The organism is Thiothrix unzii, from assembly GCF_017901175.1.
Classification (GTDB): domain Bacteria; phylum Pseudomonadota; class Gammaproteobacteria; order Thiotrichales; family Thiotrichaceae; genus Thiothrix; species Thiothrix unzii.
Map to the genome: position 1 here is coordinate 509,071 of NZ_CP072793.1, position 25,641 is coordinate 534,711.

Annotated in this window: 31 protein-coding genes; 18 read left to right on the forward strand and 13 right to left on the reverse strand. The window is 50.0% G+C overall.

Annotated elements, in window-relative coordinates; translation table 11 throughout:
• The first annotated feature begins 3 nt into the window (after nt 1–3).
• The 3 genes from pepN to J9260_RS02760 are packed head-to-tail and all read left to right on the forward strand — an operon-like array spanning nt 4 to nt 3,613.
• Nucleotides 4–2,613 (forward strand): aminopeptidase N, encoded by a 2,610-nt coding sequence (gene pepN, locus J9260_RS02750; RefSeq protein WP_210219532.1) that lies wholly within the window; start codon nt 4–6, stop codon nt 2,611–2,613.
• A gap of 14 nt (nt 2,614–2,627) precedes the next feature.
• The gene (locus J9260_RS02755; protein ID WP_210219533.1) at nt 2,628–3,230 is read left to right on the forward strand and encodes a 2OG-Fe(II) oxygenase; all 603 of its coding nucleotides are present in this window, start codon (nt 2,628–2,630) and stop codon (nt 3,228–3,230) included.
• A gap of 29 nt (nt 3,231–3,259) precedes the next feature.
• Nucleotides 3,260–3,613 carry a YajD family HNH nuclease gene (locus J9260_RS02760; RefSeq protein ID WP_210219534.1) on the forward strand — a complete coding sequence of 118 codons (354 nt, stop codon included), beginning with the start codon at nt 3,260–3,262 and terminating at the stop codon, nt 3,611–3,613.
• Nucleotide 3,614: 1 nt separating this feature from the next.
• Here J9260_RS02760 and J9260_RS02765 read toward each other — a convergent pair whose 3' ends face one another.
• Nucleotides 3,615–3,932 carry a hypothetical protein gene (locus tag J9260_RS02765; protein ID WP_210219535.1) on the reverse strand — a complete coding sequence of 106 codons (318 nt, stop codon included), beginning with the start codon at nt 3,930–3,932 and terminating at the stop codon, nt 3,615–3,617.
• 64 nt (nt 3,933–3,996) lie between these two features.
• On the opposite strand from J9260_RS02765, the gene J9260_RS02770 reads away from it, so the two are divergent.
• Complete coding sequence (locus J9260_RS02770) at nt 3,997–4,665, forward strand: Fe2+-dependent dioxygenase (protein ID WP_210219536.1); 669 nt, start codon at nt 3,997–3,999, stop codon at nt 4,663–4,665.
• Between the two features lie 120 nt (nt 4,666–4,785).
• A complete protein-coding gene (locus J9260_RS02775) occupies nt 4,786–5,607 on the forward strand; it encodes a hypothetical protein (RefSeq protein WP_210219537.1) in 822 nt (273 codons plus the stop codon).
• A 56-nt stretch (nt 5,608–5,663) separates the two neighbouring features.
• On the opposite strand, the gene J9260_RS02780 is transcribed toward J9260_RS02775, so the two are convergent.
• The 5 genes from J9260_RS02780 to J9260_RS02800 form a co-directional block, all read right to left on the reverse strand.
• A complete protein-coding gene (locus J9260_RS02780; protein ID WP_093069477.1) occupies nt 5,664–5,855 on the reverse strand; it encodes a hypothetical protein in 192 nt (63 codons plus the stop codon).
• 88 nt (nt 5,856–5,943) lie between these two features.
• Nucleotides 5,944–6,288, reverse strand: a complete 345-nt coding sequence (locus J9260_RS02785) for a TusE/DsrC/DsvC family sulfur relay protein (RefSeq protein ID WP_207251250.1) — start codon at nt 6,286–6,288, stop codon at nt 5,944–5,946.
• 117 nt (nt 6,289–6,405) lie between these two features.
• Nucleotides 6,406–7,095, reverse strand: a complete 690-nt coding sequence (gene cas6 / locus J9260_RS02790) for a type I-MYXAN CRISPR-associated protein Cas6/Cmx6 (protein ID WP_210219538.1) — start codon at nt 7,093–7,095, stop codon at nt 6,406–6,408.
• Between the two features lie 5 nt (nt 7,096–7,100).
• Entirely contained in the window at nt 7,101–7,298 is a 198-nt protein-coding gene (locus J9260_RS02795) for a hypothetical protein (protein ID WP_210219539.1), read from the reverse strand.
• Entirely contained in the window at nt 7,286–8,191 is a 906-nt protein-coding gene (locus J9260_RS02800; protein WP_210219540.1) for a TauD/TfdA family dioxygenase, read from the reverse strand. Before J9260_RS02800 ends, J9260_RS02795 begins: the two co-directional genes overlap by 13 nt.
• A 321-nt stretch (nt 8,192–8,512) precedes the next feature.
• On the opposite strand from J9260_RS02800, the gene dsrA reads away from it, so the two are divergent.
• From dsrA to nrfD, 12 genes are all read left to right on the forward strand, one after another.
• A complete protein-coding gene (gene dsrA, locus J9260_RS02805) occupies nt 8,513–9,814 on the forward strand; it encodes a dissimilatory-type sulfite reductase subunit alpha (RefSeq protein ID WP_207251252.1) in 1,302 nt (433 codons plus the stop codon).
• Between the two features lie 83 nt (nt 9,815–9,897).
• Nucleotides 9,898–10,974, forward strand: a complete 1,077-nt coding sequence (gene dsrB / locus J9260_RS02810) for a dissimilatory-type sulfite reductase subunit beta (protein WP_210219541.1) — start codon at nt 9,898–9,900, stop codon at nt 10,972–10,974.
• A 28-nt stretch (nt 10,975–11,002) separates the two neighbouring features.
• The gene (tusD, locus tag J9260_RS02815; RefSeq protein ID WP_202717958.1) at nt 11,003–11,395 is read left to right on the forward strand and encodes a sulfurtransferase complex subunit TusD; all 393 of its coding nucleotides are present in this window, start codon (nt 11,003–11,005) and stop codon (nt 11,393–11,395) included.
• Between the two features lie 13 nt (nt 11,396–11,408).
• A complete protein-coding gene (tusC, locus tag J9260_RS02820; protein ID WP_210219542.1) occupies nt 11,409–11,813 on the forward strand; it encodes a sulfurtransferase complex subunit TusC in 405 nt (134 codons plus the stop codon).
• A 14-nt stretch (nt 11,814–11,827) separates the two neighbouring features.
• Nucleotides 11,828–12,133 carry a sulfurtransferase complex subunit TusB gene (gene tusB, locus J9260_RS02825; protein WP_210219543.1) on the forward strand — a complete coding sequence of 102 codons (306 nt, stop codon included), beginning with the start codon at nt 11,828–11,830 and terminating at the stop codon, nt 12,131–12,133.
• A gap of 31 nt (nt 12,134–12,164) precedes the next feature.
• Complete coding sequence (locus J9260_RS02830; RefSeq protein ID WP_202717955.1) at nt 12,165–12,500, forward strand: TusE/DsrC/DsvC family sulfur relay protein; 336 nt, start codon at nt 12,165–12,167, stop codon at nt 12,498–12,500.
• A gap of 119 nt (nt 12,501–12,619) precedes the next feature.
• The gene (locus tag J9260_RS02835; protein ID WP_210219544.1) at nt 12,620–13,387 is read left to right on the forward strand and encodes a respiratory nitrate reductase subunit gamma; all 768 of its coding nucleotides are present in this window, start codon (nt 12,620–12,622) and stop codon (nt 13,385–13,387) included.
• Nucleotides 13,388–13,399: 12 nt separating this feature from the next.
• Nucleotides 13,400–14,956, forward strand: coding sequence for a sulfate reduction electron transfer complex DsrMKJOP subunit DsrK (gene dsrK / locus J9260_RS02840; protein WP_210219545.1), 1,557 nt, complete (start codon nt 13,400–13,402; stop codon nt 14,954–14,956).
• Nucleotides 14,957–14,982: 26 nt separating this feature from the next.
• A complete protein-coding gene (locus J9260_RS02845; RefSeq protein ID WP_210219546.1) occupies nt 14,983–16,944 on the forward strand; it encodes an NAD(P)-binding protein in 1,962 nt (653 codons plus the stop codon).
• Between the two features lie 38 nt (nt 16,945–16,982).
• Complete coding sequence (locus J9260_RS02850) at nt 16,983–17,504, forward strand: hypothetical protein (protein WP_210219547.1); 522 nt, start codon at nt 16,983–16,985, stop codon at nt 17,502–17,504.
• Entirely contained in the window at nt 17,501–18,253 is a 753-nt protein-coding gene (gene dsrO / locus J9260_RS02855; protein WP_210219548.1) for a sulfate reduction electron transfer complex DsrMKJOP subunit DsrO, read from the forward strand. The genes J9260_RS02850 and dsrO overlap by 4 nt, the downstream gene beginning before the upstream one ends.
• A gap of 20 nt (nt 18,254–18,273) precedes the next feature.
• The gene (gene nrfD, locus J9260_RS02860) at nt 18,274–19,482 is read left to right on the forward strand and encodes an NrfD/PsrC family molybdoenzyme membrane anchor subunit (RefSeq protein ID WP_210219549.1); all 1,209 of its coding nucleotides are present in this window, start codon (nt 18,274–18,276) and stop codon (nt 19,480–19,482) included.
• A gap of 57 nt (nt 19,483–19,539) precedes the next feature.
• Here the strand turns inward: nrfD and J9260_RS02865 are convergent, their stop codons facing one another.
• The 3 genes from J9260_RS02865 to J9260_RS02875 form a co-directional block, all read right to left on the reverse strand.
• Complete coding sequence (locus J9260_RS02865; protein WP_210219550.1) at nt 19,540–20,028, reverse strand: hypothetical protein; 489 nt, start codon at nt 20,026–20,028, stop codon at nt 19,540–19,542.
• A 204-nt stretch (nt 20,029–20,232) separates the two neighbouring features.
• Complete coding sequence (locus tag J9260_RS02870; RefSeq protein ID WP_210219551.1) at nt 20,233–21,687, reverse strand: hypothetical protein; 1,455 nt, start codon at nt 21,685–21,687, stop codon at nt 20,233–20,235.
• 141 nt (nt 21,688–21,828) lie between these two features.
• Nucleotides 21,829–22,620: an inositol monophosphatase family protein gene (locus J9260_RS02875; RefSeq protein ID WP_210219552.1), complete on the reverse strand. Its 792-nt coding sequence runs from the start codon at nt 22,618–22,620 to the stop codon at nt 21,829–21,831.
• Nucleotides 22,621–22,916: 296 nt separating this feature from the next.
• Here J9260_RS02875 and J9260_RS02880 point away from each other — a divergent pair, with 296 nt between their 5' ends.
• On the forward strand, nt 22,917–23,261 hold the full coding sequence (locus J9260_RS02880; protein WP_210219553.1) for a hypothetical protein: 345 nt from the start codon (nt 22,917–22,919) through the stop codon (nt 23,259–23,261).
• A gap of 31 nt (nt 23,262–23,292) precedes the next feature.
• On the opposite strand, the gene J9260_RS02885 is transcribed toward J9260_RS02880, so the two are convergent.
• Genes J9260_RS02885 through rsxG form a run of 4 tightly spaced genes read right to left on the reverse strand, consistent with a single transcriptional unit; the run spans nt 23,293 to nt 25,641 of the window.
• Nucleotides 23,293–23,712 carry a DUF1841 family protein gene (locus tag J9260_RS02885; protein WP_210219554.1) on the reverse strand — a complete coding sequence of 140 codons (420 nt, stop codon included), beginning with the start codon at nt 23,710–23,712 and terminating at the stop codon, nt 23,293–23,295.
• Nucleotides 23,712–24,344 carry an endonuclease III gene (gene nth / locus J9260_RS02890; RefSeq protein WP_210219555.1) on the reverse strand — a complete coding sequence of 211 codons (633 nt, stop codon included), beginning with the start codon at nt 24,342–24,344 and terminating at the stop codon, nt 23,712–23,714. Before nth ends, J9260_RS02885 begins: the two co-directional genes overlap by 1 nt.
• On the reverse strand, nt 24,341–24,991 hold the full coding sequence (locus J9260_RS02895; protein WP_210219556.1) for an electron transport complex subunit E: 651 nt from the start codon (nt 24,989–24,991) through the stop codon (nt 24,341–24,343). Before J9260_RS02895 ends, nth begins: the two co-directional genes overlap by 4 nt.
• The gene (gene rsxG / locus J9260_RS02900; protein WP_210219557.1) at nt 24,991–25,641 is read right to left on the reverse strand and encodes an electron transport complex subunit RsxG; all 651 of its coding nucleotides are present in this window, start codon (nt 25,639–25,641) and stop codon (nt 24,991–24,993) included. The genes J9260_RS02895 and rsxG overlap by 1 nt, the downstream gene beginning before the upstream one ends.

Sequence of the window (25,641 nt, forward strand, 5' to 3'; positions counted from 1 at the left end):
AAGATGAAACAAGGACAACCCCAAACCATTTACCTCAAAGATTATTGTGCGCCTGCGTATCGGGTGGATGCGGTTTCGCTGGTGTTTGAACTGGGTGAGGAATCAACCCAAGTGACGTGCGTGGCGAATTACCGGCGTAATGCGGGTGTGGCTACGGACGCGCCGTTGGAATTGTACGGTGAAAGGTTGGAATTGCTGGCTCTGCGGGTTAATGGGCGCACCTTGACGGCGGATGATTACGCATTAAGCGATACCGATTTGCGTATTTTTGGGATGTCAGCGTTGGCAACGGTGGAAATAGTGACGCGGATTTACCCGCAAAAAAATACCTCGTTGGAAGGCTTGTATCAGTCCAGCGGTAATTTTTGCACCCAATGCGAAGCGCAGGGTTTTCGCAAAATCACCTATTACCCGGATCGCCCGGATGTGATGAGTGTGTTTACCACGCAAATTCTGGCGGATAAAGCCAAGTATCCGGTGTTGTTATCCAACGGCAATTTAACCGGTAGCGGTGATTTGCCAGACGGTCGGCATTGGGCGCGGTGGGAAGACCCGTTCCATAAACCAGCGTATTTATTCGCATTAGTGGCGGGTAATTTGCAACACGTTGAGGATCATTACACCACGCTGTCGGGGCGTGATGTGACCCTGCGGATTTATACCGAAGCGCACAATATCGACAAATGTGATCATGCTATGCAGTCGTTAAAGCGTGCGATGCAGTGGGATGAACAGCGTTTCGGGCTGGAATACGACCTTGATATTTACATGGTGGTAGCCGTCGACGACTTCAATATGGGGGCGATGGAAAACAAAGGGTTGAACGTGTTCAACTCCAAGTTGGTATTCGCCAGCCCGGAAACCGCCACCGATGGCGATTACATTGCGATTGAATCGGTGATCGGGCATGAGTATTTCCATAACTGGACGGGCAATCGGGTGACGTGCCGTGATTGGTTTCAGTTGTCGTTGAAAGAGGGGTTGACGGTTTTCCGTGATCAGGAATTTACCTCAGATTTGCATTCGCGGGCGGTAAAGCGTATTGAGGATGTGCGTAAATTGCGCACTCACCAGTTTGCGGAAGATGCCAGCCCGATGGCGCACCCGATTCGTCCGGCGGCTTACATGGAAATTAACAATTTCTATACCATGACCGTGTACGAAAAAGGCTCAGAAGTGGTGCGTATGTACCAAACATTGCTTGGGCGCGACGGTTTCCGCAACGGCATGGATCTGTATTTCCAACGACATGATGGGCAAGCGGTGACGACTGAAGATTTCCTCGCGGCAATGGCGGATGCGAATGGCGCAGATTTGGCGCAATTCCAACGCTGGTATGATCAAGCCGGTACGCCGGAAGTCGCGGTGCGGATGGATTACGACGCGGCAGCAAAAACCTGTACTTTGCACGTTACCCAAAACTGTCCGGCAACCCCCGAAGCTGCGCTCAAACAGCCGTTTTTGATTCCTCTGGCGGTGGGTTTACTGGGTAGTGAAGGGCAGGATTTGGTGGGAACAGCAGTATTAAAACTCACCGAATCCGCACAGCAATTCAGCTTTAATGATATTCCTGAAATGCCCGTACCGTCATTATTACGCGGTTTCTCTGCGCCTGTGCGCCTGAGTTACCCGTACACCTCGGCTGAATTAATCTTTTTGATGAAACACGATAGCGATGCGTTTAACCGTTGGGATGCGGGGCAACGCTTGGCGATGGAAACGATTTTAGCGATGTTGGCGGCGCAAGAGCGCGGTGAAGCTTGCGGCTTGGAACACGATTTCATCAGTGCGTATCAGGCGGTATTAACCGATGCCAACCTAGATCCGGCTCTACGTGCGGAGGCGATGACCTTGCCTTCGGAAGCGGATATTGCGGAAGTGGCACGGCCTTGTGACCCGGAAGCGATTCATGCGATACGCGAGTTGATTTACTCCACGTTGGCGAATGCGTTGCGGATTGATTTGGAAACGTTATACGACGCGCTCAATACCGACGGCGAATACACGGTGGACGCACTCAGTATCGGGCGACGCAGTTTGAAAAACGTGTGTCTTGATTACTTAGGGCGGGTTAAAGATGAAGGTATTCACGCGCTGTGTCACCAGCAATACCAAGAGGCGGGTAATATGACCGACGCGCTGGCAGCGTTGGCGGTGCTGAACCGGATTCAATGCCCAGAACGTGATGCGGCATTACAGCATTTCCACGACCGTTGGCAACACGACGCGCTGGTGATGGATAAATGGTTTGCGGTGCAAGCGGTATCACCATTGCCTGAAACCTTGGCGGAAATCCAAACCCTGATGCAACATCCGTTGTTTGATTTGCGCAACCCCAATAAAGTGCGGGCGTTAATCGGCAGCTTTGCGATGCGTAACCCATTACATTTCCACGCGCAAGACGGTAGCGGTTATGTGTTCCTCGCGGATAATGTATTGCAATTGGATGCGATGAACCCGCAAATTGCCTCACGGATGGTGCGCCCATTAATGAGCTGGCGGCATTATGAGCCAGTGCGTAGCGGTTTAATGAAGGCGCAACTCGAACGTATTCAAGCACAGCAAGGTTTATCGGGTGATGTGTTTGAAATTGTGAGTAAAAGTTTGACCTGATGGAAGGACATGAAATGACCCAAACAGCGTTATCCAGTTTGCGTGAACTCGCGCCTAATTCGTTTATCTTTGAAAAGCGCGATGCGATTCCTGGTTTTTTGTGTGACAACATGGTGGCGCGTTTTGAGCAAAACCTTGCGGATCAATACGCGGGGCGCATTGGGCAAGACATGGGCAGCAATCAGCAGGTGAAAAAAACCACGGATATTTTCGTCAGTGGCGATGACAAACCGCACTGGAAAGACGTGGATAATAATTTACACCGCTCGTTGGGGTTGGCGTTGCGGGAGTTTCGGGAAGCGTTCCCGTATTTCAAAGGCCCGTTTAAAGACATGGGTTATAACCTGCAACGCTACCAAAGCGGTGAGTATTATCACTGGCACATTGACGGTGGTAGTCATCAATTTGCCATGCGTCAATTGGTAGCATTGTGGTATTTGAATGATGTGCCGGTGGAAGCGGGTGGTTCAACCGACTTTTTGTTTCAAAACTTAAGTGTGCAACCGGAAAAAGGCAAGCTGGTATTATTCCCGCCATTCTGGACGCATGAACACCGCGCTGGTTTAATCAAATCTGGGGTGAAATACATCGCGACAACGTGGGTTATTTTTGCCTGATAATTTCTTATGATGTGGGTAGGTTTAGCATGAATCCTGAACAAGAAAAAGTCGTTCTCAAAGCCCGTAAAAATTCGGAAGAACGCGCCAAGGGTTATCGCGAGCAAGCGTTAAAATTATACCCGTGGATTTGTGGGCGGTGCGCCCGTGAATTTAATCACGCCAATTTGCGTGAATTAACCGTGCATCACCGTGACCATAATCACGATAATAATCCCACTGACGGCAGCAACTGGGAATTACTGTGTTTGTATTGCCATGATTACGAGCATCAAAAAATACTGGAAGCCGCACACGGCGGGTCAGCGGGAACCAAAGGGGTGGGAATTGCGACTCACAACCCCTTTGCGGATTTAAAAGAGCGGATGAAGTCTAAGGGCTAAGTTAAATTAACTCGTGACCGCTCATATCGCCTTCGGTATTCATGTGGATTTCACGCACCCGTGGCATCCGTTTGAGAATGTAGGCCGCCATTAGTGTGCCGCTTTTTTGATTGCCGTTGGATAAAGCCGTGAGAATTTTATCCGCGACAATCTGGCAGCGTTGTTCTTGATCTGGGCGGTCGACCCAATAACGGCTCATTTGGTAGCCTTTGCTCATGTCCTGATCCATCTGGGCAAAAAAATCTTCGCCCTCTGTCAGCATAAAATCCGGTACGTCAATATCGCGTGTGGTGTCGTTGATTTGTATCCGTAATTGCATCATCGTTAACCTGTAGTTTGCTTCGAGGGCAGATTACCCGATTCCACACCTGAAAGGAAATGCCATGCTGTTACTGATTAAAAATGTACTTGATTCTCAACGCCTGAAAGAAGTTCAGGAGCTATTAGCCACGGGTGAATTTGTCGACGGGCGTTTTTCTGCCGGGATGGAAGCGGCGAAAGTTAAGTATAATCAAGAACTTTCCCCGAATAGCCCGTTGCATCGTCGCTTAAATGCGATGGTAATGTCACCGTTGGTGCAACACCCGCAATATCAGGCAGCGGTGTTGCCATTACGGGTGGCGACAGCGTTTTACGCACGTTATCAACCCGGTATGACTTACGGTTTTCACGTGGATGATCCGGTAATGGGGCCGATGTCCGGGCGGTATCGTACCGACGTTTCCACCACCGTATTTCTCAATGATGACTACGAAGGTGGGGAAATTGTGATTCGCACCGCTTATGGCGAACAAAAAATTCGCGGTGCAGCCGGTGACGCAGTGATCTATGATTCTGGCAGTTGGCATCAGGTTGCTGAAGTGACACGTGGTGAACGTTTAGTCGCGGTGACATGGGCGCAAAGCCTGGTGAAAGACCCCATGCAACGCGAATTGCTTTACCAGTTAGCACAGGCTCGCGAGGGTGTAATCAACAAGCTGCCACAATCGGAAGAAGCGGCTAATATCAGCACGGTACACATCAACTTATTGCGGATGTGGAGTGAGGTATAAACTTGCTTGCAACCACTCGGCAGTAAAAAGTCTTTTTTTGTCGAATATTGACTTGTCAAAAAACCTAGTGAAGTAAAAACTGGAAGGGATTTCCGTGAAGGTGTATCAAGGAGTATTGTGATGGCGCGGTTGGTGGTGAAGAGAACCCCGTGGTGGGTAGCACACAGAAAGTTAGTGGTGGTGTGGCTACCTTTAGCAAGTCTGCAAGCGGCAACGTTGGCTGGGCTTGGGTATTTTTACCATCGCTTAGATGATCTGGAGCAGAAAACGGAAACCAGTGCGCTGACTACGCCTGCGCCGATTACCGCTTCCGCGCCGGTTGCAACACCTGCACCTGTGGTTATCGCCCCGCCTGCACCTTCTCCCGTTGTGATTGCGCCGGAGCCGATAGTCGTCGCCACCCTAACTCCGCCGTCGCCCGCACATGACGTACCGGATGTGCGTGATGCTAATGTTTCCCCGCCGCCATTGCCTGCTAAGTCAGAGCCAGAGCCTAAGGCTCCTGTTGAACCTATTAAGCCTGCTAAACCCGTAGCGACACCTGCGCCTGCACCGGTAAAGCGTGAAGTTAAAACTAAACCACCAGCGGCTGCTAGTGACCGTACTGCGACGGCGAATCGTTCGGGGAGTGTGGTGCGTCAATTAACCAATACCACGAAACGCCCGGATATTGAGCCATTGCCGGTACAGGTCGATAGGGTGTGGGTGTATTTAGGCGAGTTGCGTGATTACGGTTGGTACGACCAGAAGTTGCATATCGCTCCTAGCAGTGGTTTACCGGCAGTGGGGAATGTTTATCTGACGCAGTATATTGCGAGTGTACATGCCGCACCTTACGGTAGGCAGTTAGCGGGTAAATTTCACCTTGGTGAGCGCGTGTTGGTACATGATGTGCGGCGTGGGCGCGGTGATGATGTGTGGGGTTTGGTTTCTGCACAGTGAACGTGCAATAAAAAAGCCGCAATAAGCGGCTTTTTACGGTGCATAAGCTTTGCAGCTTATTTCCAGAAATTCGCTTCTTTAGAAGCCATTTCGCGGACTTCGTTAGCCAGTTCCTGATAACGTTCACGGTAAGATTTCCACTCACCAACGTAGTACTCTTCAGCACTGAATTCGCCTGATTGCTCATAAGCAGTGAATTTTGCCTGCATTTCAATCATTTCGCTGATCAGCTCTTGCTTAGTGCTCATGTCCGATGCCTCTTTAAAATTAACCAAATCCTGACAACAGGATAAACGGATTCCGGTAAAAGGGGGAATACCCCCTTTCGGGTAGAAATCAATAGCCGCCTTTACGGTTAGTGGCTGGCAGGCCAGCGACTTTCAGACCTTGCTTGCTGGGTGCGCGTGGGAACAGGGTGTACATGTCTTTACTTGTCAGCTTTTTGTCGCCCCACTGATCAGCCATTGCTTTCTGGATGATGCGTTCCATTGGCTGCGTGCCGCCGTTGTTGATGTATTGATCGCGCAAATAGTTGATCACATCCCAATGACGCTCGCTCAATTCGCCAATGCCTTCTTCAACAGCAATAACTTTAGCAACTTCTTCGTTCCAATCGTTGAGGTCTACCAGATAACCTGCTTCAGTGGTTTCGATGGTTGTGCCGTTTACTTCGTAAGCCATGTTTAATTCCTCATGCAAAAGTGAATGTAGCCATTCGATGAAATTCTTGACCGCAAAATTATACGAAAAAGCAGTGCGCCTCCCATTCCTCAAAAGGGATAGGGGGAGGGTGCGTGACTATTCCGTTGGTTTCAGGGTTTTAATGCCTTTGTGTGGCATAAACAGCCCGCAACCCAGCTTACGCCCATCGCCTAAGCCGTATTGCTGCAAGCGAATAGACGGGTCACTGTCCAAATCTGCCAGCATTAAGTGACGGGTGTGTAACACGCCTTGCGGGGTACGCAGTGCGTGACTTTTGCCGCACAGCATCTTTTTCACCTTGAAATCTGCTACCCGTTTTACTTCTGCTGCCATGCGTTGCAGGAAGCTGTTTTCGTCTTCCGCTTCATCTGATAATACGTAACGTGCAAAAATTACCGAGGTGTGTACGAACGGTTTTTCCTTCATGTCCCGCAAACCGACCGCGTAGCCGTTCACATCCAACGTTGTGCCGGACAGTGCTTGGGTTTCTGGAATGCGTGATTTGGGAATGCGTAAAAACATCCGTGTGCGCCGTGACGGCAACAGGAATTGATTGCTCGCATCATCGGGGCGTTCCCAACCATTACCACTTTCGGCAACGTGGATGGGGTGGACACCGGCGACGATTTCATCGGCAAACCAAGGCAGGGCTTGCTGGACGGCTTGTGCCAAATCCCACGCATGATCCAGCGGCAATTGCTTGCACGAAATGGCGAAACTCACGTCCAGCACGTCATCGGGTGCTTGATAGGGGAGGGTTTTGTCCTCGTCTTCCTGCCAAAACATCGTGCTTACCTCGCCGACGAAAAAGTGATTTCTAACTGGTCGTACCAATCGTCGGGGCGGTCTTTGTAGCCGGGTGGTTCAATATCAATCTGGAAAAAGATCGAGCCGGTTTCGAGAGCGCGTTGCTGCACGAGCTGTTTTAGCTCCTCGAAATTGCTGATCTTGTCGCCGTCTACCATCAAAATTTGGCTTAAACTGAGCATATTGTCTCCTTAGGTTCTTCCACCCGATCAAAATAACGTCCACGGTATAGTAGGCGGGTTTGTGTCGGATCGTCGCTGTCTTTAAATGCGGTGCGATTGTGCAGCACGTTGTTGCACAGTAAGCCTTCGCCTGCTTGCAATGTGTACCTTATTTTGTAAGGTGAGTCCTGTTGCCATAAATTCAATAGGAAATCGGCGGCTTCCCGCGTCATCGGGTCATCGCGCCAAATCACATTGCGCTGGCGGGCGGAATAGCGCATGTGCAAATGACCCGCAGTGGTGACGCTAAACACGGGGCCGGATTGTTCGGGGCGAATGATTTCCCCGTTCAATATATTGGCAGGAATCGTGAAGGCATTCGGGTGCATCAATGCGTGAATGTAATCAGGGTTGGTATCACGCAATAAAATGTAGGCAATTTCATGATCCATCAACCAGCTTTCACCGCCTTCAAGTGCCGGTTGGGCGCAATGCAGCAACATACCGTGAATTTGCTCTTCGGGCAGGTTGTAGTAACCATCAGTATGCCAACTCAGCGGTTTGTTGGTATAGGGAATGTAATCATGCTGCCCCGCGTGCGAGGTAACGTGTAAGGAGGTGAGGCTATCTTCGTCAGCGCACAAATTGCTATCCAGCCGAAACAAGCCCACTTTGTGCCCTAAACGGTGCACATGACGCTTGCTGCGCACGTCGCCTTGAGCAAAATGGTACAACGCGAGATTGTATTGGTGGCAAATGTGCTGGAGTTGCGCTATTTCGGCTTCACTGGGGTTTTCTGGGTCTTCAATCGTGACGAGCAAGGATTCTGGCAGTAAAGGGTAAGCCGATAATTTTTTGTTGCGCCATGTTTGATAGGTATTTAACTCATTGAGATTAAAAGGGGAGTTGTACATCTTATAGACCTCGACAAAGACCGATAATCACTATAGCTATTTGCAATATTAAAAAATCCGAATATGCTATTGTACCGCTGCAAGTGGACTATTTTTGATTATGTTGAGAGTCTATCCCCTTCGGGATATGCCCCGGTTTCAAGCAACACCCCATGGGTGAGATTCTTTGTTAAGGATATGACGCATACACTTAGCCCACTCGCAAATAGAGCGAAACTACGTTACGCGACCCGTTTTTGATTTGACATTCCCCTTGGCTTTTAGGTTGTAGAGCTGGTCAAGAGGAAACGCCATTGCAATCGTTTTACTGAGGAGGCAGGTATGGCAACGAACAATTATCCAACGCCGATGCTGGATGTACTGGAAGAAGGCCCATGGCCTAGCTTCATCAGCGGTTTCAAGAAACTGCGTGATGAGCATCCAGATGAGCGCATCCGCAACGTTATCAACGGCCTGATGGGTCAGTTGGAGCATTCTTACGAAACCAAAATGGGCTACTGGAAAGGTGGTACTATTTCTGTCTTCGGTTACGGCGGCGGCATTATCCCGCGCTTCTCTGAAGTCGGTCACATGTTCCCGGAATCCAAAGAATTCCACACCCTGCGTGTACAGCCACCGGCTGGCAACTACTACACCACTGACATGCTGCGCCAATTGGCTGATAGCTGGGAAAAGTGGGGTTCTGGTTTGCAGACTTTCCACGGTCAGACCGGCAACATCATGTTCATCGGTGCGAACAGCGTTAACTTCCAACACTTCTTTGATGAAATCAACGAATACGGTTGGGACTTGGGTGGCGCAGGCCCTTGCGTGCGTACTGGTATGTCTTGCGTCGGTGCAGCACGTTGCGAAATGTCCAACTGTAACGAACACGCGATCCATCGCCGTCTGATGAATAACTTCACGGATGACGTGCATCGCCCGGCTCTGCCTTACAAGTTCAAATTCAAAATTTCTGGCTGCCCGAACGACTGTCAGAACGCGATTGAACGTGCGGACTTCGCCGTTATCGGTACTTGGCGTGATGACATGAAAGTCAACCAAGAAGCCGTTAAAGAAATGATCATGAAGAAAGCCAAAGAGATTGGCAAAGAAGGTGATCGTTCTGCGGGTCGTCAATACATGTTCGACAACGTTATCAGCCGCTGCCCAACGCAAGCGATCAAGCTGAACGATGACGACACCATTACGGTTGATAACAGCAACTGTGTACGTTGTATGCACTGCCTGAACGTTATGCCAAAAGCACTGCAAGTTGGTGACGACAAAGGCGTAACGGTTTTGATCGGCGGTAAGCGTACTCTGAAAATCGGCGACTTGATGGGTATCGTCACGATCCCGTTCATGAAGCTGGATACTGAAGAAGATTACGAGCGCATCGTTGAACTGGCTGCTTCCATCATCGACTTCTGGGCTGAAAACGGTCTGGAACACGAACGTTGCGGCGAAATGATTGAGCGTATCGGTCTGGTGAACTTCCTCGAAGGTATCGGTATCGACCCAGATCCAAACATGATCAAGCAACCACGTAACGTTTCTTACGTGCGTACTGACGGTTGGGACGAGGCTGCTGAAGCTTGGTTCAACCGCAAGCGCGAAGAGAAAATGGCTGCTGCTGCCTAAGACGGCACTTCGCAACAAGGCAGTGTTTAACCCTGCCTTGTTGCCCAGATTATTGATAAATTTGAGTTTGACGGAGGCTTCACATGGCCGCACCAGAAATGCGCGATCCTATTGAATCTGGATGCCCGGATGGTTTCCAGTACATGCACCCAGTTATGCGCCGTAACTTCGGCCTGTGGGCATATCACGAAGACCCACGCCCAGGCGTTTTGGTTCACGTATCCAAAACTGGCGAAAAAGTTTGGACAGTTCGTGCTGGTACTCAACGTATCCTCGATGTGTTCACCCTGCGTAAGCTGATGGACATCGGCGATACTTATGGCGAAGGTTATGTTCACTTCACCATTCGTTCTAATATCGAATTCCAAGTAGCGGATGGCGCGAAAGTCGAACCACTGGTAAAAGCATTGGAAGATGCTGGCTTCCCAGTCGGTGGTACACGTAACTCTGTTACTTCACTGTCTCATACTCAAGGTTGGTTGCACTGCGACATTCCGGGTACTGACGCATCCGGCGTTGTGAAAGCGATGATGGATGAGTTGCTGCCTGAGTTTAAGTCATGGAACATGCCTAACCGCGTACATATCACCACTTCTTGCTGCCAGATCAACTGCGGCGGTCAAGGTGACATCGCGATCAACGTTCAACACACTAAGCCACCAAAAATCAACCACGCGCTGGTTGGTAATGTGTGCGAACGTCCAACAGTGGTAGCACGTTGCCCGGTAGCGGCGATTCGCCCTGCAATGGTTGACGGTAAGCCTTCCTTGGAAGTTGATGAGAAGAAGTGCATTTGCTGTGGTGCTTGCTACCCGCCATGCCCTCCAATGCAAATCAATGACCACGAAGCAACTCAGTTGGCTGTTTGGATCGGTGGTAATCACTCCAACGCACGTGGTAAGCCTACTTTCCAACGTTTGGTTGCAGCGGGTATCCCGAACAATCCACCACGTTGGCCTGAAGCGACCGCGATCGTTAAGAAAATTCTGGAGTGCTACAAAGCTGGCGCGAAAGATTGGGAGCGTATCAACGAGTGGGTTGAGCGTATCGGCTGGCCGCGTTTCTTTGAAGTGACTGGTTTGCCATTCACCAAGTATCACATCGACAACTGGCGTGGTGCGCGTGCGAACCTGAACTCTTCAACGCACATCCGCTTCTGATCGACAACGATACGAGGAATAGCACGGAATGAAATACACAATTATGGTTAACGAAGGCCCGTATCAGCACCAGTCTGCTGATACTGCCTTGCAGTTCACCCGTGCCGCGCTGGAGAAGGGACACGAGATTTTCCGTGTTTTCTTCTACCACGACGGCGTAAATAACGGCACGCGTCTGAGCGTTCCACCGGCTGACGACCGCCTGATCCAGAAATCCTGGTCAGAGTTGGCTGAAAAGCACGGTTTGGACTTGGTTATCTGTATCGCAGCGGCACAACGTCGCGGCTTGATGGATGCCGATGAAGCGAAACGTCAAGGTTTGGATGCTAACAACATTGCCCCCGGTTTCCGTATTTCGGGCTTGGGTCAGTTGGTTGAAGGCGGTATCCAGTCTGATCGTTTAGTCGTGTTTGGCGATTAAGGAGCTGAGAAAGATGTCTACAAAGAATTTTCTGTTTGTAAACCGCAAAGCTCCTTACGGCACGGTCTACGCACTGGAAGCCTTGGAAGTCGTATTGATTTCCGCTGCGTTTGAGCAAAATGTTAGTTTGGCATTCATCGACGACGGTGTTTACCAAATTACCAAAGGCCAAAACAGCAAAGCAACCGGCATGAAGAATTTCTCGCCGACTTTCCGTGCGCTGGGTGACTACGACATTACCAAGTTGTATGTTTCCACCGAGTCTTTGGCAGAGCGTGGCCTGACGGTTGATGACCTGATGGAACTCACCTACGAAGACGCTGACGACGATTACGCTGAAAAGCCTTCCATTATTCTGGTCAACCGCGAGGAAATGGCTGCAATGATGGCAGAGCAAGAAGTGATTTTGAGCTTCTAACGGAGGATTTGAACATGTCTATGTTACATATTGTCAACAAGTCCCCGTTTGAACGTGTGGCTTTTGAAAGCTGCTTGGCACACGCCAATGCAGGTGATTCGATCCTGATGATTGAAGATGCCGTGGTTGGTGCAGTCGATGGATCAAGCTTTTCTGGTAAGATAAAGGCTGCGATGTCTGATAAGACTGTGTATGTGTTAGGTGCAGACCTAGCGGCACGCGGTTTGGAAGGCAAAGCAATGGATGGGATTGTGAGCGTTGATTACGCAGGTTTTGTAGACTTGACGGCAAATAACGACACCACCCAAAGCTGGCTGTAAGTTTTAACATTTTTTGACAGGAGGCCACACAATGGCATCAATTAACGTTGGCGGCAAAGACATCGCGCTGGACGAAGAAGGCTATCTGGAAAACCTGAACGACTGGACTCCAGAAGTTGCAGAAGTTCTGGCTAAAGGCGAAGACGTAACTCTGACTTCTGAACACTGGGAAATCCTGAATTTCCTGCGTGAATACTACGAAGAATATCAAATCGCTCCAGCGGTTCGCGTTCTGACTAAAGCAGTTGGTAAGCGTTTGGGTGCTGACAAAGGTAACTCCAAGTACCTGTACAGCCTGTTCCCATACGGCCCTGGCAAGCAAGCTTGTAAATACGGCGGTCTGCCTAAGCCAACTGGTTGCGTATAATTATACGTCGCTAGTTAGGTCGTAAGACGCGAAGATTGCTCCGGTTCGCCGGAGCCTCTTCTTAAGCCCTGTTGTTGACAGGTTTTCAGAAGAGAGACTAATGACTTCAGGAGTACGCAGTGACATTCGTAAGTATCCTTTACGGACTGTTGTTTTGGGCGGCAACGTTGATTTTGATTGGCGGTGTGGCTGTAAAAGTCCGTCAATACTGGAACACCCCAGCCCCATTGAAAATTCCGACCACACCCGCGCCTATTACGCAGGGCGGTGTTGTATGGCGCATGTTCCGTGAAGTGGTGTTTTTCCAGAGCTTGTTTCGTTCAAACAAAACCTTGTGGTTGTTTGCGTTCCTGTTCCACATCTCCTTGTGGCTGGTATTGATCCGCCATAGCCGTTATTTCGTGGGCATGAGTGATTTGTTGGTGTTCTTGCAGCCATTTGGTCGTTATGCCGGTTTCACAATGGTATTGGGTTTGGCTGGTTTGTGGGCGCGTCGTTTCCTCGTGGATCGTGTGCGTTACATTTCCGCGCCGTCTGACCATTTGATGCTGGCGCTGCTAATTGCGATTGGTATGAGCGGCTTGATGATGAGCTTTGTAACGCATACTGATGTGACGCAAGTGAAAGCATTCTTTGGTGGTATGTTGACCTTTGGTTTCTTTGGTGAAGCCGGTCTGCCAGCCGAACCGATTGTATTGGTGCATTTGTTGTTGGTGGCATTGCTGATGATCATTTTCCCGATCAGTAAGTTAATGCACGCTCCGGGTATCTTTTTCAGCCCGACTCGTAACCAAGTGGATAACCCGCGTGAAAAACGCCATGTATCCGGCTGGGCATTGGAACTGGAACGTCAAGGTAAAAACTACCTCGACGAACTGAAGAAATAAGAGGTAAGCACCGTGGCTGATTACGAAGTTCCAAAGTTGACGGGTGAAGGGTATTGCGAAGTTCCGGCAGTACGCGACGATGTAATGAAGGGCAAAGGCCCCTACATTGCGAAACCCGACTTTCAGACAGCATTGCATTTTCCGGCAGATTTCGACGCAGCAGGCTCGTTAGTCCCTAACTGGAAAGAACGCGCACTGGATAAAATGGCTGATTTGAAAGGCCGTTACCGTTCGCTGCAAGTGTTCTTGGATATTTGCGTCAAATGTGGCGCGTGTACTGATAAGTGCCATTACTTCATCGGCACGTCTGACGCGAAAAACATGCCAGTGGCACGTCAGGATTTGCTGCGTAAAGTTTATCGCCGTTACTTCACGTTTGCGGGTAAATATTTCCCCAAACTGGTCGGGGCAACCGACCTGACCGAAGAAGTGTTGGCTGACTGGTATAACTATTATCACCAGTGTTCACAGTGCCGTCGTTGTTCCGTATTCTGCCCCTATGGCATTGATACGGCTGAAATTTCAATGGCAGCACGTGAAATTCTTGACCACGTTGGTTACGGTCAAAAGTATTGCAACGAGATTATCGGCAAGGTCTTTAAGATCGGCAATAACCTCGGTTTGCCAGGCCCTGCACTGTTTGACACAGTGGAAGGTTTGGAAGAAGACGTTGAGATGGATACCGGCATTAAAGTCCGTTTCCCGCTCGATGAAGACGGTGCGGAAGTATTGTTGGTAACGCCATCAGCGGACTTCTTTGCCGAACCGCATATCGACGGTTTGATTGGTTACGCGAAAGTGTTCCACGAAACCGGCGTGACTTGGACGATGAGTACTATCGCGTCAGAAGCGGGTAACTTCGGCATGTTCATCGGCTCTTACGAGACCATGCGCCGGGTTTCTTTGCGGGTTCGTGAAGCAGCCATCAAGCACAAGGTTAAGCGCATTGTGTTTGGGGAATGTGGTCACGCATGGCGTGTGGCGTACAGCTTCCTGAATACCTTGGCTGGGCCGTTTGATTTCTTGGATCAGCGTTACCCGATTCCACAGCACATTCTGGAATTTACGTGGAGTCATCTCCAAGCCGGTACGTTGAAAATCGACAAGACCGAGAATGACGATAAAGTATTGACCTTCCACGACTCGTGCAACGTAGCGCGTGGTAGCCGGATGGGTGATTACCCCGGTGGTCAGTTCGACATTCCACGTAACGTTATCCGTGCGGTGTGTAACAACTTTGTGGACATGCCAGCCGATACCATCCATGACGCGACCTTCTGTTGCGGTGGCGGTGGCGGTTTGCTGACCGATGACTTGATGGAAATTCGCGTGAAAGGCATTCAGCCGCGTGCGGAAGCCCTTAAGCATGTCAGCATCAATAACGGTGTGACGCACATGGCAGCGATTTGTGCGATTTGCAAATCACAGTTTACGAAAGTGTTGCCGTACTACGGTTTCACGATGGATCAAATTGTTAGTGTTCACCAGTTGGTGAGTAACGCGCTTGTCCTGCAACGGCAAGTGTCCGTGCAGGCACGTCCCGACGACGAAGACGGCGACGAAGACTAATTACGACATTTATTGAGGAGATAGGCATGGCAACCGCAGCTCACGACAGCAAGCTTTCAGGTCAAGGTCACACGTACCGTCGTTTTAAAGACGGTGATCACGAGTGGGGTAATATGCACGACAGTATTTTCGTGCAGGATACTAGCCACAAGTGCCCTACCTATATTCACAAAACGCCACCTTGCCAAGGTAGCTGCCCATCGGGTGAAGACATCCGTGGTTGGTTGCAAATCGTGCGCGGCATTGAGAAGCCACCTGTTGGTATGACCATGCAGGAATACGCTTTCCGCCGTTCCACCAACGCTAACCCGTTCCCATCCATGATGGGTCGTGTTTGCCCAGCTCCTTGCCAAACCGGCTGTAACCGTAACGATGTTGACGATTTCGTCGGCATTAACTCAGTTGAACAATACATTGGTGACAGCGCGATTGCTGCTGGTTTCAAATTTGAAGCACCGGCTGAACTGAGCGGCAAGAAAGTAGCCATCGTTGGCGGCGGCCCAGCGGGTATGGCGGCTGCGTATCAGTTGCGTCGCATGGGTCATGCGTCTACTGTCTTTGAACAACACCCTGAACTGGGCGGCATGATGCGCTACGGTATTCCAGGCTATCGCGTACCGCGTGACAAGCTGGGTGCTGAAATGCAACGTATCATCGACATGGGTGACATCACCATCAAGTGCAATACCACTGTCGGCAAAGACGTAACCATTGAAACACTGGAAAGCGATTTCGACGCAATCCTGTGGACTGTCGGTTGCTGGAACGGTCGTGGCCTGTTCGTTGACAAATTTGCTGAAACGCCAAACTGCGTGTCTGCGGTTGACTTCCTCGAAGCCTATAACAAAGGCACGATGAAATACACTGCACCTCGCGTGGTGTGCGTAGGTGGTGGTGATACCTCCATCGACGTGGTTTCCGTGTCACGTCGTATCGGTACACTGGCTAACTACGCTGAAAATGCGGAAGATTCCGCGACTGGTAAACTGGTTCACGGTGAAGTCGGTGAGAAAGCTGCTCCTGCTGTTACCCTGACCACGTTGTTCCCGCTGGATCAAATGACCGCTGCGGAACACGAAGTACAGGACGCGCTGAAAGAAGGCGTTACCATCCTGACAGAAGTGATGCCAACTGCCTTGGTATTGGATGAGAATGGTCGTGCAATTGGCTTGAAAGTGGTTGAGTGCGTGATGAAAGGCAATATGCCTGTCGCGAAAGAAGGCGGCAAAGAAACCATCATCGAAGCTGACATCATTGTTTCTGCGATCGGTCAGTTCGGTAAGCTGGACGGTATCGAAGCCCTGAACAATGGTCGTAACCAGATCAATGCCGACGCGCTGTATCAAGTACCGGGTAAGCCTGGTCACTTCGCTGCTGGTGATGCGGTACGTCCGCATTTGCTGACAACCGCTATCGGTCAAGCGTCGATTGCGTCTGAAACCATCAATCAGTACTTGCGTGCGGAAGAGCTGAAAAAGCGTCCTAAAGTCGACAAGCACCACTTCGACCTGATGGAAAAACTGCACGAAGCCGGTTTAGATCCAGCAGGTTATGAAGATAGTCGTGCGGAAGACATGCGCGGTACTGACGGTGCGAAATACGCTGTCCACAACTACGACGACCGTTCTAAAAACGTGATCGTGCCTTCCAAAGATTTGTTCTTGGGACACTTCAATACTGTAGCACGTAACCTGCGTACTGAAGACGTACCCACGGCTGAAGAAGTACTAGGTCACTTTGCAGAACGTATGAACCCACTGGCAGAAGCCGATGCGGTTAATGAAGCCAAGCGTTGCATGAGCTGCGGTATGTGCTTCGAGTGCGACAACTGCGTTATTTACTGCCCACAAACTGCCGTTTACCGCGTGCCTAAGAAACAGGCGACACTGGGTCGTTATGTTGCAACCGATTACTCCAAATGTATCGGCTGCCATATCTGCGCAGACGTTTGCCCAACTGGGTACATCGAAATGGGTCTGGGCGAGTAATCGTCCTTTCCATGAGTGCAGGCTCGACAGGAATCAGCATGACTAGCAAGTTTTCAAGCGTATTTCTGGCAGCAACGTTGGCTTTTGCCACGCTGTTGGCAGGTTGTAGCAAAGCCCCTACGGAGGCTGACCTCAACCTTGCCACAGCAAAAGCAAAGGCTGATCAGTGTGTTGAACCAGAAGATGTTATCCGTACCAAACACATGGATCTGCTCATGCATCAGCGTGATGCGACCATGATTGAAGGTATCCGTACCAAACAGCACAGTCTGAAAGAGTGCATTAATTGCCACGTTTCCACGACTAAGCAAGACGGTACGCCTTTGCATTACGGTGACAAGGAACATTTCTGTACCACCTGCCATGCAGCGGTGGGGCAGAAAATTGACTGCTTCCAATGTCATGCTGATCGTCCGCAAATTGATCAAGATCCGAATTATCAGCATACCGTCGGTAGCGTTGAAGGCCATCACTTTACGCAAGGTGTAACGGCAGCAGCAGCACCGACAGCGGCTGAAGTTCAAATGGTGACGCAACCACAACAAGGAGCTGCGAAATGAATCAGAACCGTGTTGATGAATACCGTCGCAATTTTATGACAACCTTGGGTGGTGTTGCGGCAGTGGCTGCGGTTGCCCCCAGTTTTGTCTTGCAAACTGCACACGCCGCTGGCGAAGTTGCCGCAAAACCCGCTGATCAAGCTGTCACCAATGCCAAGCGTTGGGGTATGTTGATTGACGTGACCAAACTCACCGATGGTGGGGCAGGCATGGTGGCAGCGTGCAAAAAAGAACACGGTTGGGGCGATGAAGCCCATTCTGCTGACACCCAAAAAGCGCATTGGGCGCGGGTGGTGAAAGTCACGGATAAACTGACTCAAAACAGTTTCAGCTTGCCGGTCATGTGCCAGCATTGCGAAAACCCGCCGTGCGTCGATGTTTGCCCGACCGGTGCATCCATGAAGCGTGCGGATGGCATTGTGCAAGTCAATAAACACATCTGTATCGGTTGTCGTTATTGCATGATGGCTTGCCCGTACAAAGCGCGTAGCTTTGTGCATGAAGCCTTGCAAGATCAAAAGCCGCATTCCCCACGGGGCATGGGTACGGTGGAATCCTGCAATATGTGTGTTCACCGCATTGACGAAGGCAAGTTGCCCGCGTGTGTGGAAGCCGCACCGGATGCTGTGATCTTCGGTGATTTGAATGACCCGAACAGCGCAGTCAGCCAAGCGATGAAAACCATCGGTGGCAAGCAAATCCGTGCCGATCTCGGTTTGAACACTGGCGTGCGTTACCACGGCATCTAACGGAAAGGACGTAAACAGCAATGGCTAGTCAAGCAATCATTTTCCGCGAAACCAAAGACAGCAAGGGTTTTTATATCCTGCTGGCGGTTTTGGGTGCATTCCTCGCGCTGGGTGCGCTGGCGTTTTTCCACGCTGAACATCATGGGCATCATGTTACTGGCATGACTAACCAAGTTGTTTGGGGTTTGCCACACGTTTTTGCGATTGGTTTAATCGTCGCAGCATCAGGTGCATTGAACGTCGGTTCAATCGGTACGGTATTCGGCAAGAAAATCTATCAACCAATGGGGCGTTTGTCGGCATTGCTGGCGATTTCGTTGCTGGTCGGTGGTTTGATCGTGCTGGTGTTGGACTTGGGGCATCCTGATCGTTTGATCGTTGCCATGACCACTTATAACTTCAAGTCGATCTTCGCGTGGAACATCATTCTGTATAACGGCTTCATGGCGTTGTCTGCGGTGTACATTTGGACAATGATGGATCGTAAGGTCAAGAAGTTTTACAAGTTGGCGGGGGTTGCAGCGTTTACATGGCGTTTGATTCTGACCACTGGTACGGGTTCAATCTTCGGTTTTTTGGTGGCGCGTGATTTCTACAACTCTGCGGTCATGGCTCCGTTGTTTATCGTGATGTCCTTTGCAATGGGTTTGGCGGTTTTCATTCTGGTGCTGCACTTCGCGTATACGTGGACAGGTCGTCCGTTGGGTGATGTGGTGATGAATCGCTTGCGTTACTTGTTGGCAGTGTTCATTGGTGGTGTATTGTTGCTGGAAGGTGCGCGTCACTTCACCGGTTTGTACATTGCGCAGAAAGCGGGTGTGGAAAACTTTATTCTGTTCGACGGCGGTGTTTACACACAGTTGTTCTGGGTTGGACAAATCCTGTTGGGTAGTTTGTTGCCACTGTCGCTGATTTTCTGTCGCAAGTTGGCAAATAACCGCGTGGCGTTATTGTTAGCCGCAGCGTTCACCATCGTGGGTGGCTTTGCGCAACTGTATGTGATTTTGATTGGTGGACAAGCGTACCCGTTGACCTTGTTCCCCGGTGCTGAAGTTTCCAGTGATTACTTTGACGGTGCGATTAATGCGTATGCGCCAAGTATCTGGGAATTGATGTTGGGTCTGGGAGGTGTGGCACTCGCGTTAGTCATGGTGACTATCGGTGTGAAAGTATTACGCTTCCTGCCAGATTCTTTGTCGAATGCGGTGGCTGATCCGCACAGCAAGTAAATACGTTTTATTGTTCGTCTCGACTAAAAAACCGGCCTTGTGCCGGTTTTTTTATGCTTACTGCGGTATGTTACGCGCATATTCCTGTAAAGCCGTTTCCATGCGTTGAAAGGCTTCTGGTTTCGGTGTTGCGCCGGGGAAGCTTTGATAAATCAGGTGTTTTTCTACCTCTCCCATGTGAATCTCTAAACGTTGCGCGTAATAGCGTTGTCCTTTTTTCGCGCCACCGAGCTGAGTTTCCTGTATGTCGAAAATACCGCTTTCACCAATAACATCGTAAAGGTTGTCGATGTCTTCGCGGCTAAGTGCCATGCTGGTCGTTTTTAGATCATCTTCTGTCCAGCAAGGACTGCTTTTCACCCATTGTGCGCAACGATTATCGGTATCTTGAAATTGCGTATGGTAAAGAATGCCTTGTTCGAGTTTGATTTCGCTGTAAAAACTTTCCCCACTGATGAGATAACGCAAGTACAAACGGTGATCTTCCTGTGGTGTGGTGGCAGTAGGCGGTGGTGCTTGGGGTTCAGAGGGTGTTGCTGTTGGCATGGGTGAGGGTATTGCTGTGGGTGTCGTTGGTGGGTTCTGAGGAGCCGGTTCAGATTTTTGGGGTGATTCTTGAGGCTCGCAGCCCATGAGTAGGCTCAACAGGCTGCCTAATAATAAGGGGGTAAAGTGTGAAAAGGTCGTTTTCATGAACCGCCACGGTTTGCTAAAAAGTGGGGCAGCACCAAAGCACTGCCCCGGATTGGGTTAACTGTTGGCAAAGTTGAGTAGACGTTCAACGATTGCCGCTAACGGTGCGCCATTGGCTTTGGAGGCTTGTGGTGCGGCACTCTGCCATGTTTGTGGCAATGGTTTACCTGCTTGCCATGTGCCAGTAGCGAGGTGATCGTAGCGGGTGGTAGCGCGAACGCTTTTCGGTGCTGTCCATAAAAAGTCGGGGTGCTTATTGGTATACCATTCACCACCGATAATTTTATTATTCGCATCCAATTCCACGTCGTAACGGTAATCCACGTACTGAATCGCATCGTGACTAGGGTTATCGTCCGGGCGTTGGCTAGGGCTGGTTTCGACTACATAGCCGACGCGCATATTAATGCCTGCGATAGATACGGTACGGCTGCTACGGAAGGCTTTGAATTTATCGTTGGTAAACGCATTACGGGCAACAATTGCATCCGCAAGGTTACTCGCAGCCATGCGCTTAGGATTAAAGTAGCTGTATTCGTAGGAATACACTGGCTGATTCCAGACCTCGTAATCGTAAGTGACATCCATCACCATACTGCGCTTGCCCGCACCCAGTTGATTGACCATTGCCAAGTGCCAAGTGCCGGGGTTGGTGTCGAAGCATTTGCTGGAAGTCACGCGCCCGGTTGCCGGATCTTTGGCTGGATTAGCATCGTTACAGCGTCCGCCAATAAAGCACGTGGCAGGCATCGCATTTGCCCAGAGTACTGAAGCGAGTGCTTTAATATCAGATGGATAAAAGGTAATCGCAACCCCGTTAGGTGCTTGCGCCACAACCGCTTTACGTGGGCGTGGTAGCATGTAAGCCGCAGGCGACCAACCGTGACAAATTCCCATCCAGGTTTCTACGGAACCGTTGGCATCATAAATGGACTTACCATCCGCCCACATCCGCCGGGTTAACGTGCCGTTGGCATCGCCGACCAGCAGATCGTATTTTTCAGCCGGTGCCAGCCGATTAATTGCAGCCGCGTTGCCAGTTTTGAAAATATCAGGTGCATTGTGAGCACGGATGTAATCGTAATTTTGTTTCCAGTCTTCCACTTGTGGAAAATTAGGATCGGCGTAACGAGCCCCTAAAATGCCTTTATAAATCGCCCAATAGTCGTCTGACCAAGGTGATTCCGCCAGTTTTGCCGAGCGTAATCCGGCAGTTTCCATTGCCTTGAGATCGCTGTAGGTGAACTTATCAACAAGATTTTCGGCTTTGTCGTGGGCTTCATAGGCAGCGCGAGTTCCCATTTCACCGTCAGTTTCCTGAAATTGCTGACGAATACTGTCGCGGGCTTCCACATAAGCATTGTTGGCAATCGCAGTGGGGGAAAAAATGGAACGCGGGGTAATCGGGTTGCCATCTTGATCAAACTTTTGCGGAATGCGTTCCATCATGCTGATGGGGTCAGCATCAAAAGCTTGTAAGAAATCGTTAAGTTGCTGTTCTGTGTCGGACATGAGCTACTCCTTGTCGCAAGGGTGATTATTGTGTTTAGTCCCTTTGACTGTAGTTCATAACGGCAAATTTAGGTGCGAAGACGGATAAAAGGTAGCGACCAACGGTTGCAAGGGGCAGCAAGATTGCCACCCCGCGTGTGTTTAGTATTTTTGCATAACCGGGTGTAAGCGTTTCAACATTTCTTTGAACACTTTGGGGTTTGCGGCAAGCACATTGCCGGTACTCATGTGAGTGTTATTGCCGTGCATATCGCTGATCAGGCCACCGGCTTCTTGGATCAGTAATACCCCTGCGGCGATGTCCCACTCATTGAGACCGAATTCCCAGAAACCGTCAAAGCGACCCGAGGCCACGTAAGCTAAATCTAGCGCGGCAGAACCGGGGCGGCGTATTCCGGCGGTGTCAGGCACTAGCACTTTCAGGGTTTGCAGATACAAATCAAGGTTTTGGTTGGCGCGAAACGGAATACCTGTGCCCAGCAAGGCATTTTGCATACTGCTGCGCTCAGAAACGCGGATGCGTCGTCCGTTTAATGTCGCACCTTCACCACGTGCGGCAGCAAAGGTTTCATCACGTAACGGGTCATAAACCACACCAACGCTCAAACGACCTTTATATTTTAAGGCGATCGACACAGAAAACTGCGGAATGCCGTAAAGGAAGTTAGTGGTTCCATCCAGTGGATCAATTACCCACTCGTAATCACTGTCAGGCCCTTGTTTGCCGGTTTCTTCACCGAAAAAAGCATGGTCGGGATAGGCGCGTTGTAACAAGCGAATCGCAATGTTTTCGGCCTCGCGGTCAACTTTAGTCACAAAATCGTTGTGAGCTTTATTTTCTACATCCAGCTTTTGCACCTGATTGGCGTAATGGCGGATGGCTTCACCAGCCAAACGAGAGGCTTCGATGGCTTTTCTGAGCATGGGGTGCATTAAGGAACTCCGTTACAGGACTGGGTCTACGGGCGCAGTAGCATAGCACAGTTCTCTGCAAGTTCTACAGTGGGTTTTTTAGTGATTGCGGTGCTTATCTGTTCGCCATTGATAAGTTTCATGGATGGAAGTTAATATTTTTATATGTGTTAAGGTTTTTTGATAAAGTTTCATAATAAAAAATTATCCGAGTCAGAAGTACAATCTAATTGTAATTTCGCAGGGTTCTATTAATGTTATGGCATAGCAACTGGTTTTCACGTTAGAAAATTAGCCAAGGCAAAGGAGATGCCGTTATGACCATGAACATTATTCGTAAAATATTCGCTACAACTGCTGTCGTAATCAGTGGTTTTGTCGCAGTGCCTGCAATGGCAACACCCAACCCCAATGTCACGCTAATGGCGACGTTGGATCAAAGTCCTGCATTTAACTCATCGGTACGCTGGTCGGTGTTTCGGGTGGAAAATGGCGTGCGCGAGTTACAACCGTACATTGTGTACGATAATCGCCACTCTTTAGCGATCCGTCTGCCACCCGGTCGTTATGTCGCAGAGGCTAGTCGTGAGTCTGTGAGTCGTACCCGCACCTTTGATGTGGGGAGTTATGCGGCAAATAATATCGTGGTGGCCTTAGATTAAATAGCTCAAACAACCCTGTTTTCAAAGGGTCTTAGAGCTTTTTTAGGCATTCAAGGTACGCCACTTCATCGGGTGCAGTGTTATTGCGCTGCGCCTGCCATAAGCTTTGTGCTAAACATTCCATCATGCGATGTTCGGCTTCAAGCACTCCAAACTTATTCGTGAGCTGCTGGTAAAGTGCCAAAATGCCAAGCGGGCGGTTAGTCGCTGCTTGTTCGCGAATCCCCAAATGCAATCCCATGTGTAAAAATGGATTAGTACGACCCTCTTCGGGGCGGTAGGTATGTTGCAGGGTGCGCTCATCATCAGCCAGCAAATGATGGTATTCCGGGTGTTCTGCGACGACTTGCGCGATTTGTTGTTCGAGCGCGTCCAGTGGTTGTTTGAGCTGGAATTTTTGCCAAGATTGGCGGTAATAACGCCGCATCGCATCACGGTCATTGCCAAACATTAGGCCGTTTTCTCCTTAAAATCGCATAAATCGGCAATCAAACATTCCCCACAGCGCGGGTTGCGAGCAACGCAGGTATAACGCCCCAACAAAATTAACCAGTGGTGCGCATCCAGTAAATATGCTTTGGGAATGTGTTTCAGCAAGGCTTTTTCAACGGCTAACACCGTTTTTCCGGGAGCAAGTCCGGTGCGGTTGGCGACACGGAAAATGTGCGTATCCACCGCCATCGTCGGCTGGTGAAATGCGGTATTGAGTATGACATTAGCTGTTTTACGACCAACACCGGGCAGGGCTTCCAAGGCTTCGCGTTGCGCCGGGACTTGCGATTGGTGTTGCTCAATCAAGCGTTGACAGGTGGCAATAATGTTTTTGCCCTTACTGTTAAATAAGCCAATGGTTTTTATGTAAGGTTTTAAACCATCTTCGCCCAGTGCGGCAATGGTTTCTGGGGTATTAGCCACTGGAAACAGCTTGGCAGTGGCTTTGTTTACCCCTTTGTCAGTGGCTTGTGCCGACAATATAACCGCAATCAGCAGCTCAAAGGTACTGTTGTAAACCAGCTCGGTGGTGGGATTAGGATTGGCCTGTTGTAACCGCTGAAAAATGGCTTCGCGTTTGATTTTATTCATGCAGAACGTCGATCTAACCAGTTTTTCAGCGCGACTAAAAAGCCCAAACCAATGAAAGCACCGGGAGGCAGTGCCGCCAGCAACAAGCCTTTGAAGTCATCGCCAAAGCTTAAGGTTAAACTGCGTGCGGCTTCACCAAACATCAGGTGTGCTTCGGAGAATAATGTGCCGTTGCCAACCAACTCGCGCAGACCGCCCAACACCATCAACACCAACATAAAACCAATGCCCATCATAAGACTGTCCAAACCCGCGTGAATTGGCGGATTTTTTGCGGCATAGGCTTCTGAACGTCCGATGACAATGCAGTTGGTGACGATCAGCGGAATGAAAATACCGAGAATATTATAGAGGTCGTGAAAATACGCTTTGATCAGCATTTCAATCAGGGTCACGTTCGCGGCAATAATCATCACGAATGCGGGAATGCGGATTTCTTCACTGATGTAATGACGCACGATGGAAATTGCCACATTGGAACTCACTAATGCGATCAGCGTCGCTAACCCTAGTCCAAGGCCATTGACCATATTGGTCGTTACCGCCATGAGCGGGCATAAACCCAGCAACTGCACCAAACCGGGGTTGTTTTTCCACAAGCCATTGAGGGTAATTTCACGGTAGGCGGCGTAATCGGGTTTAAACATTACTTCGACTCCTGAGTGATGCGGCTCGGTTGTGCAATAAACAATTCGTTAAAGTGTTGTTGCGACCAAAGTAGGGTGTTTTTTACCGCGCCGACGACTGCACGCGGGGTAATGGTTGCGCCGGTAAACTGATCAAATTCACCACCGTCTTTACGCACTGCCCAGCCTTCCAGTAGCGGGTTTTGCAAGGATTTACCGTTGAAGCGGGTAATCCAATCGCTTTTTTCTACGTCGATTTTATCGCCTAAGCCGGGGGTTTCCTTGTGGGATAAAATGCGCACTCCGGCAACACTTTGATCGGCACGTACTGCCACCACGAGGCGGATTTTACCGCTGTAACCATTGGCGGGTGTAACGGTGAAGAGTGCGGCAACCGGTTGATTTTGCTTACGGGCAAGGTAAACGGTAACAGGTTCCGCACTGTTGAATGCAGCAGCAGGCAGCACACGCTGGTCGTTCAGCAAGTCGTTGTCGTATTCCGAGGGGCTAACCAGTGCGTTGAGGCGCGTTAAGGTGGCGGTACGTTCATTGGCAGCAATACGCGGCAAGGTTAAATTGTAGGCTGAAGCCAACGCCACCGTTCCCAATAACGCGAAAGCAGCGAGGAATCCGCCGGGTTTGAGAATGCTTTTCAACAGATTATCGTTCAT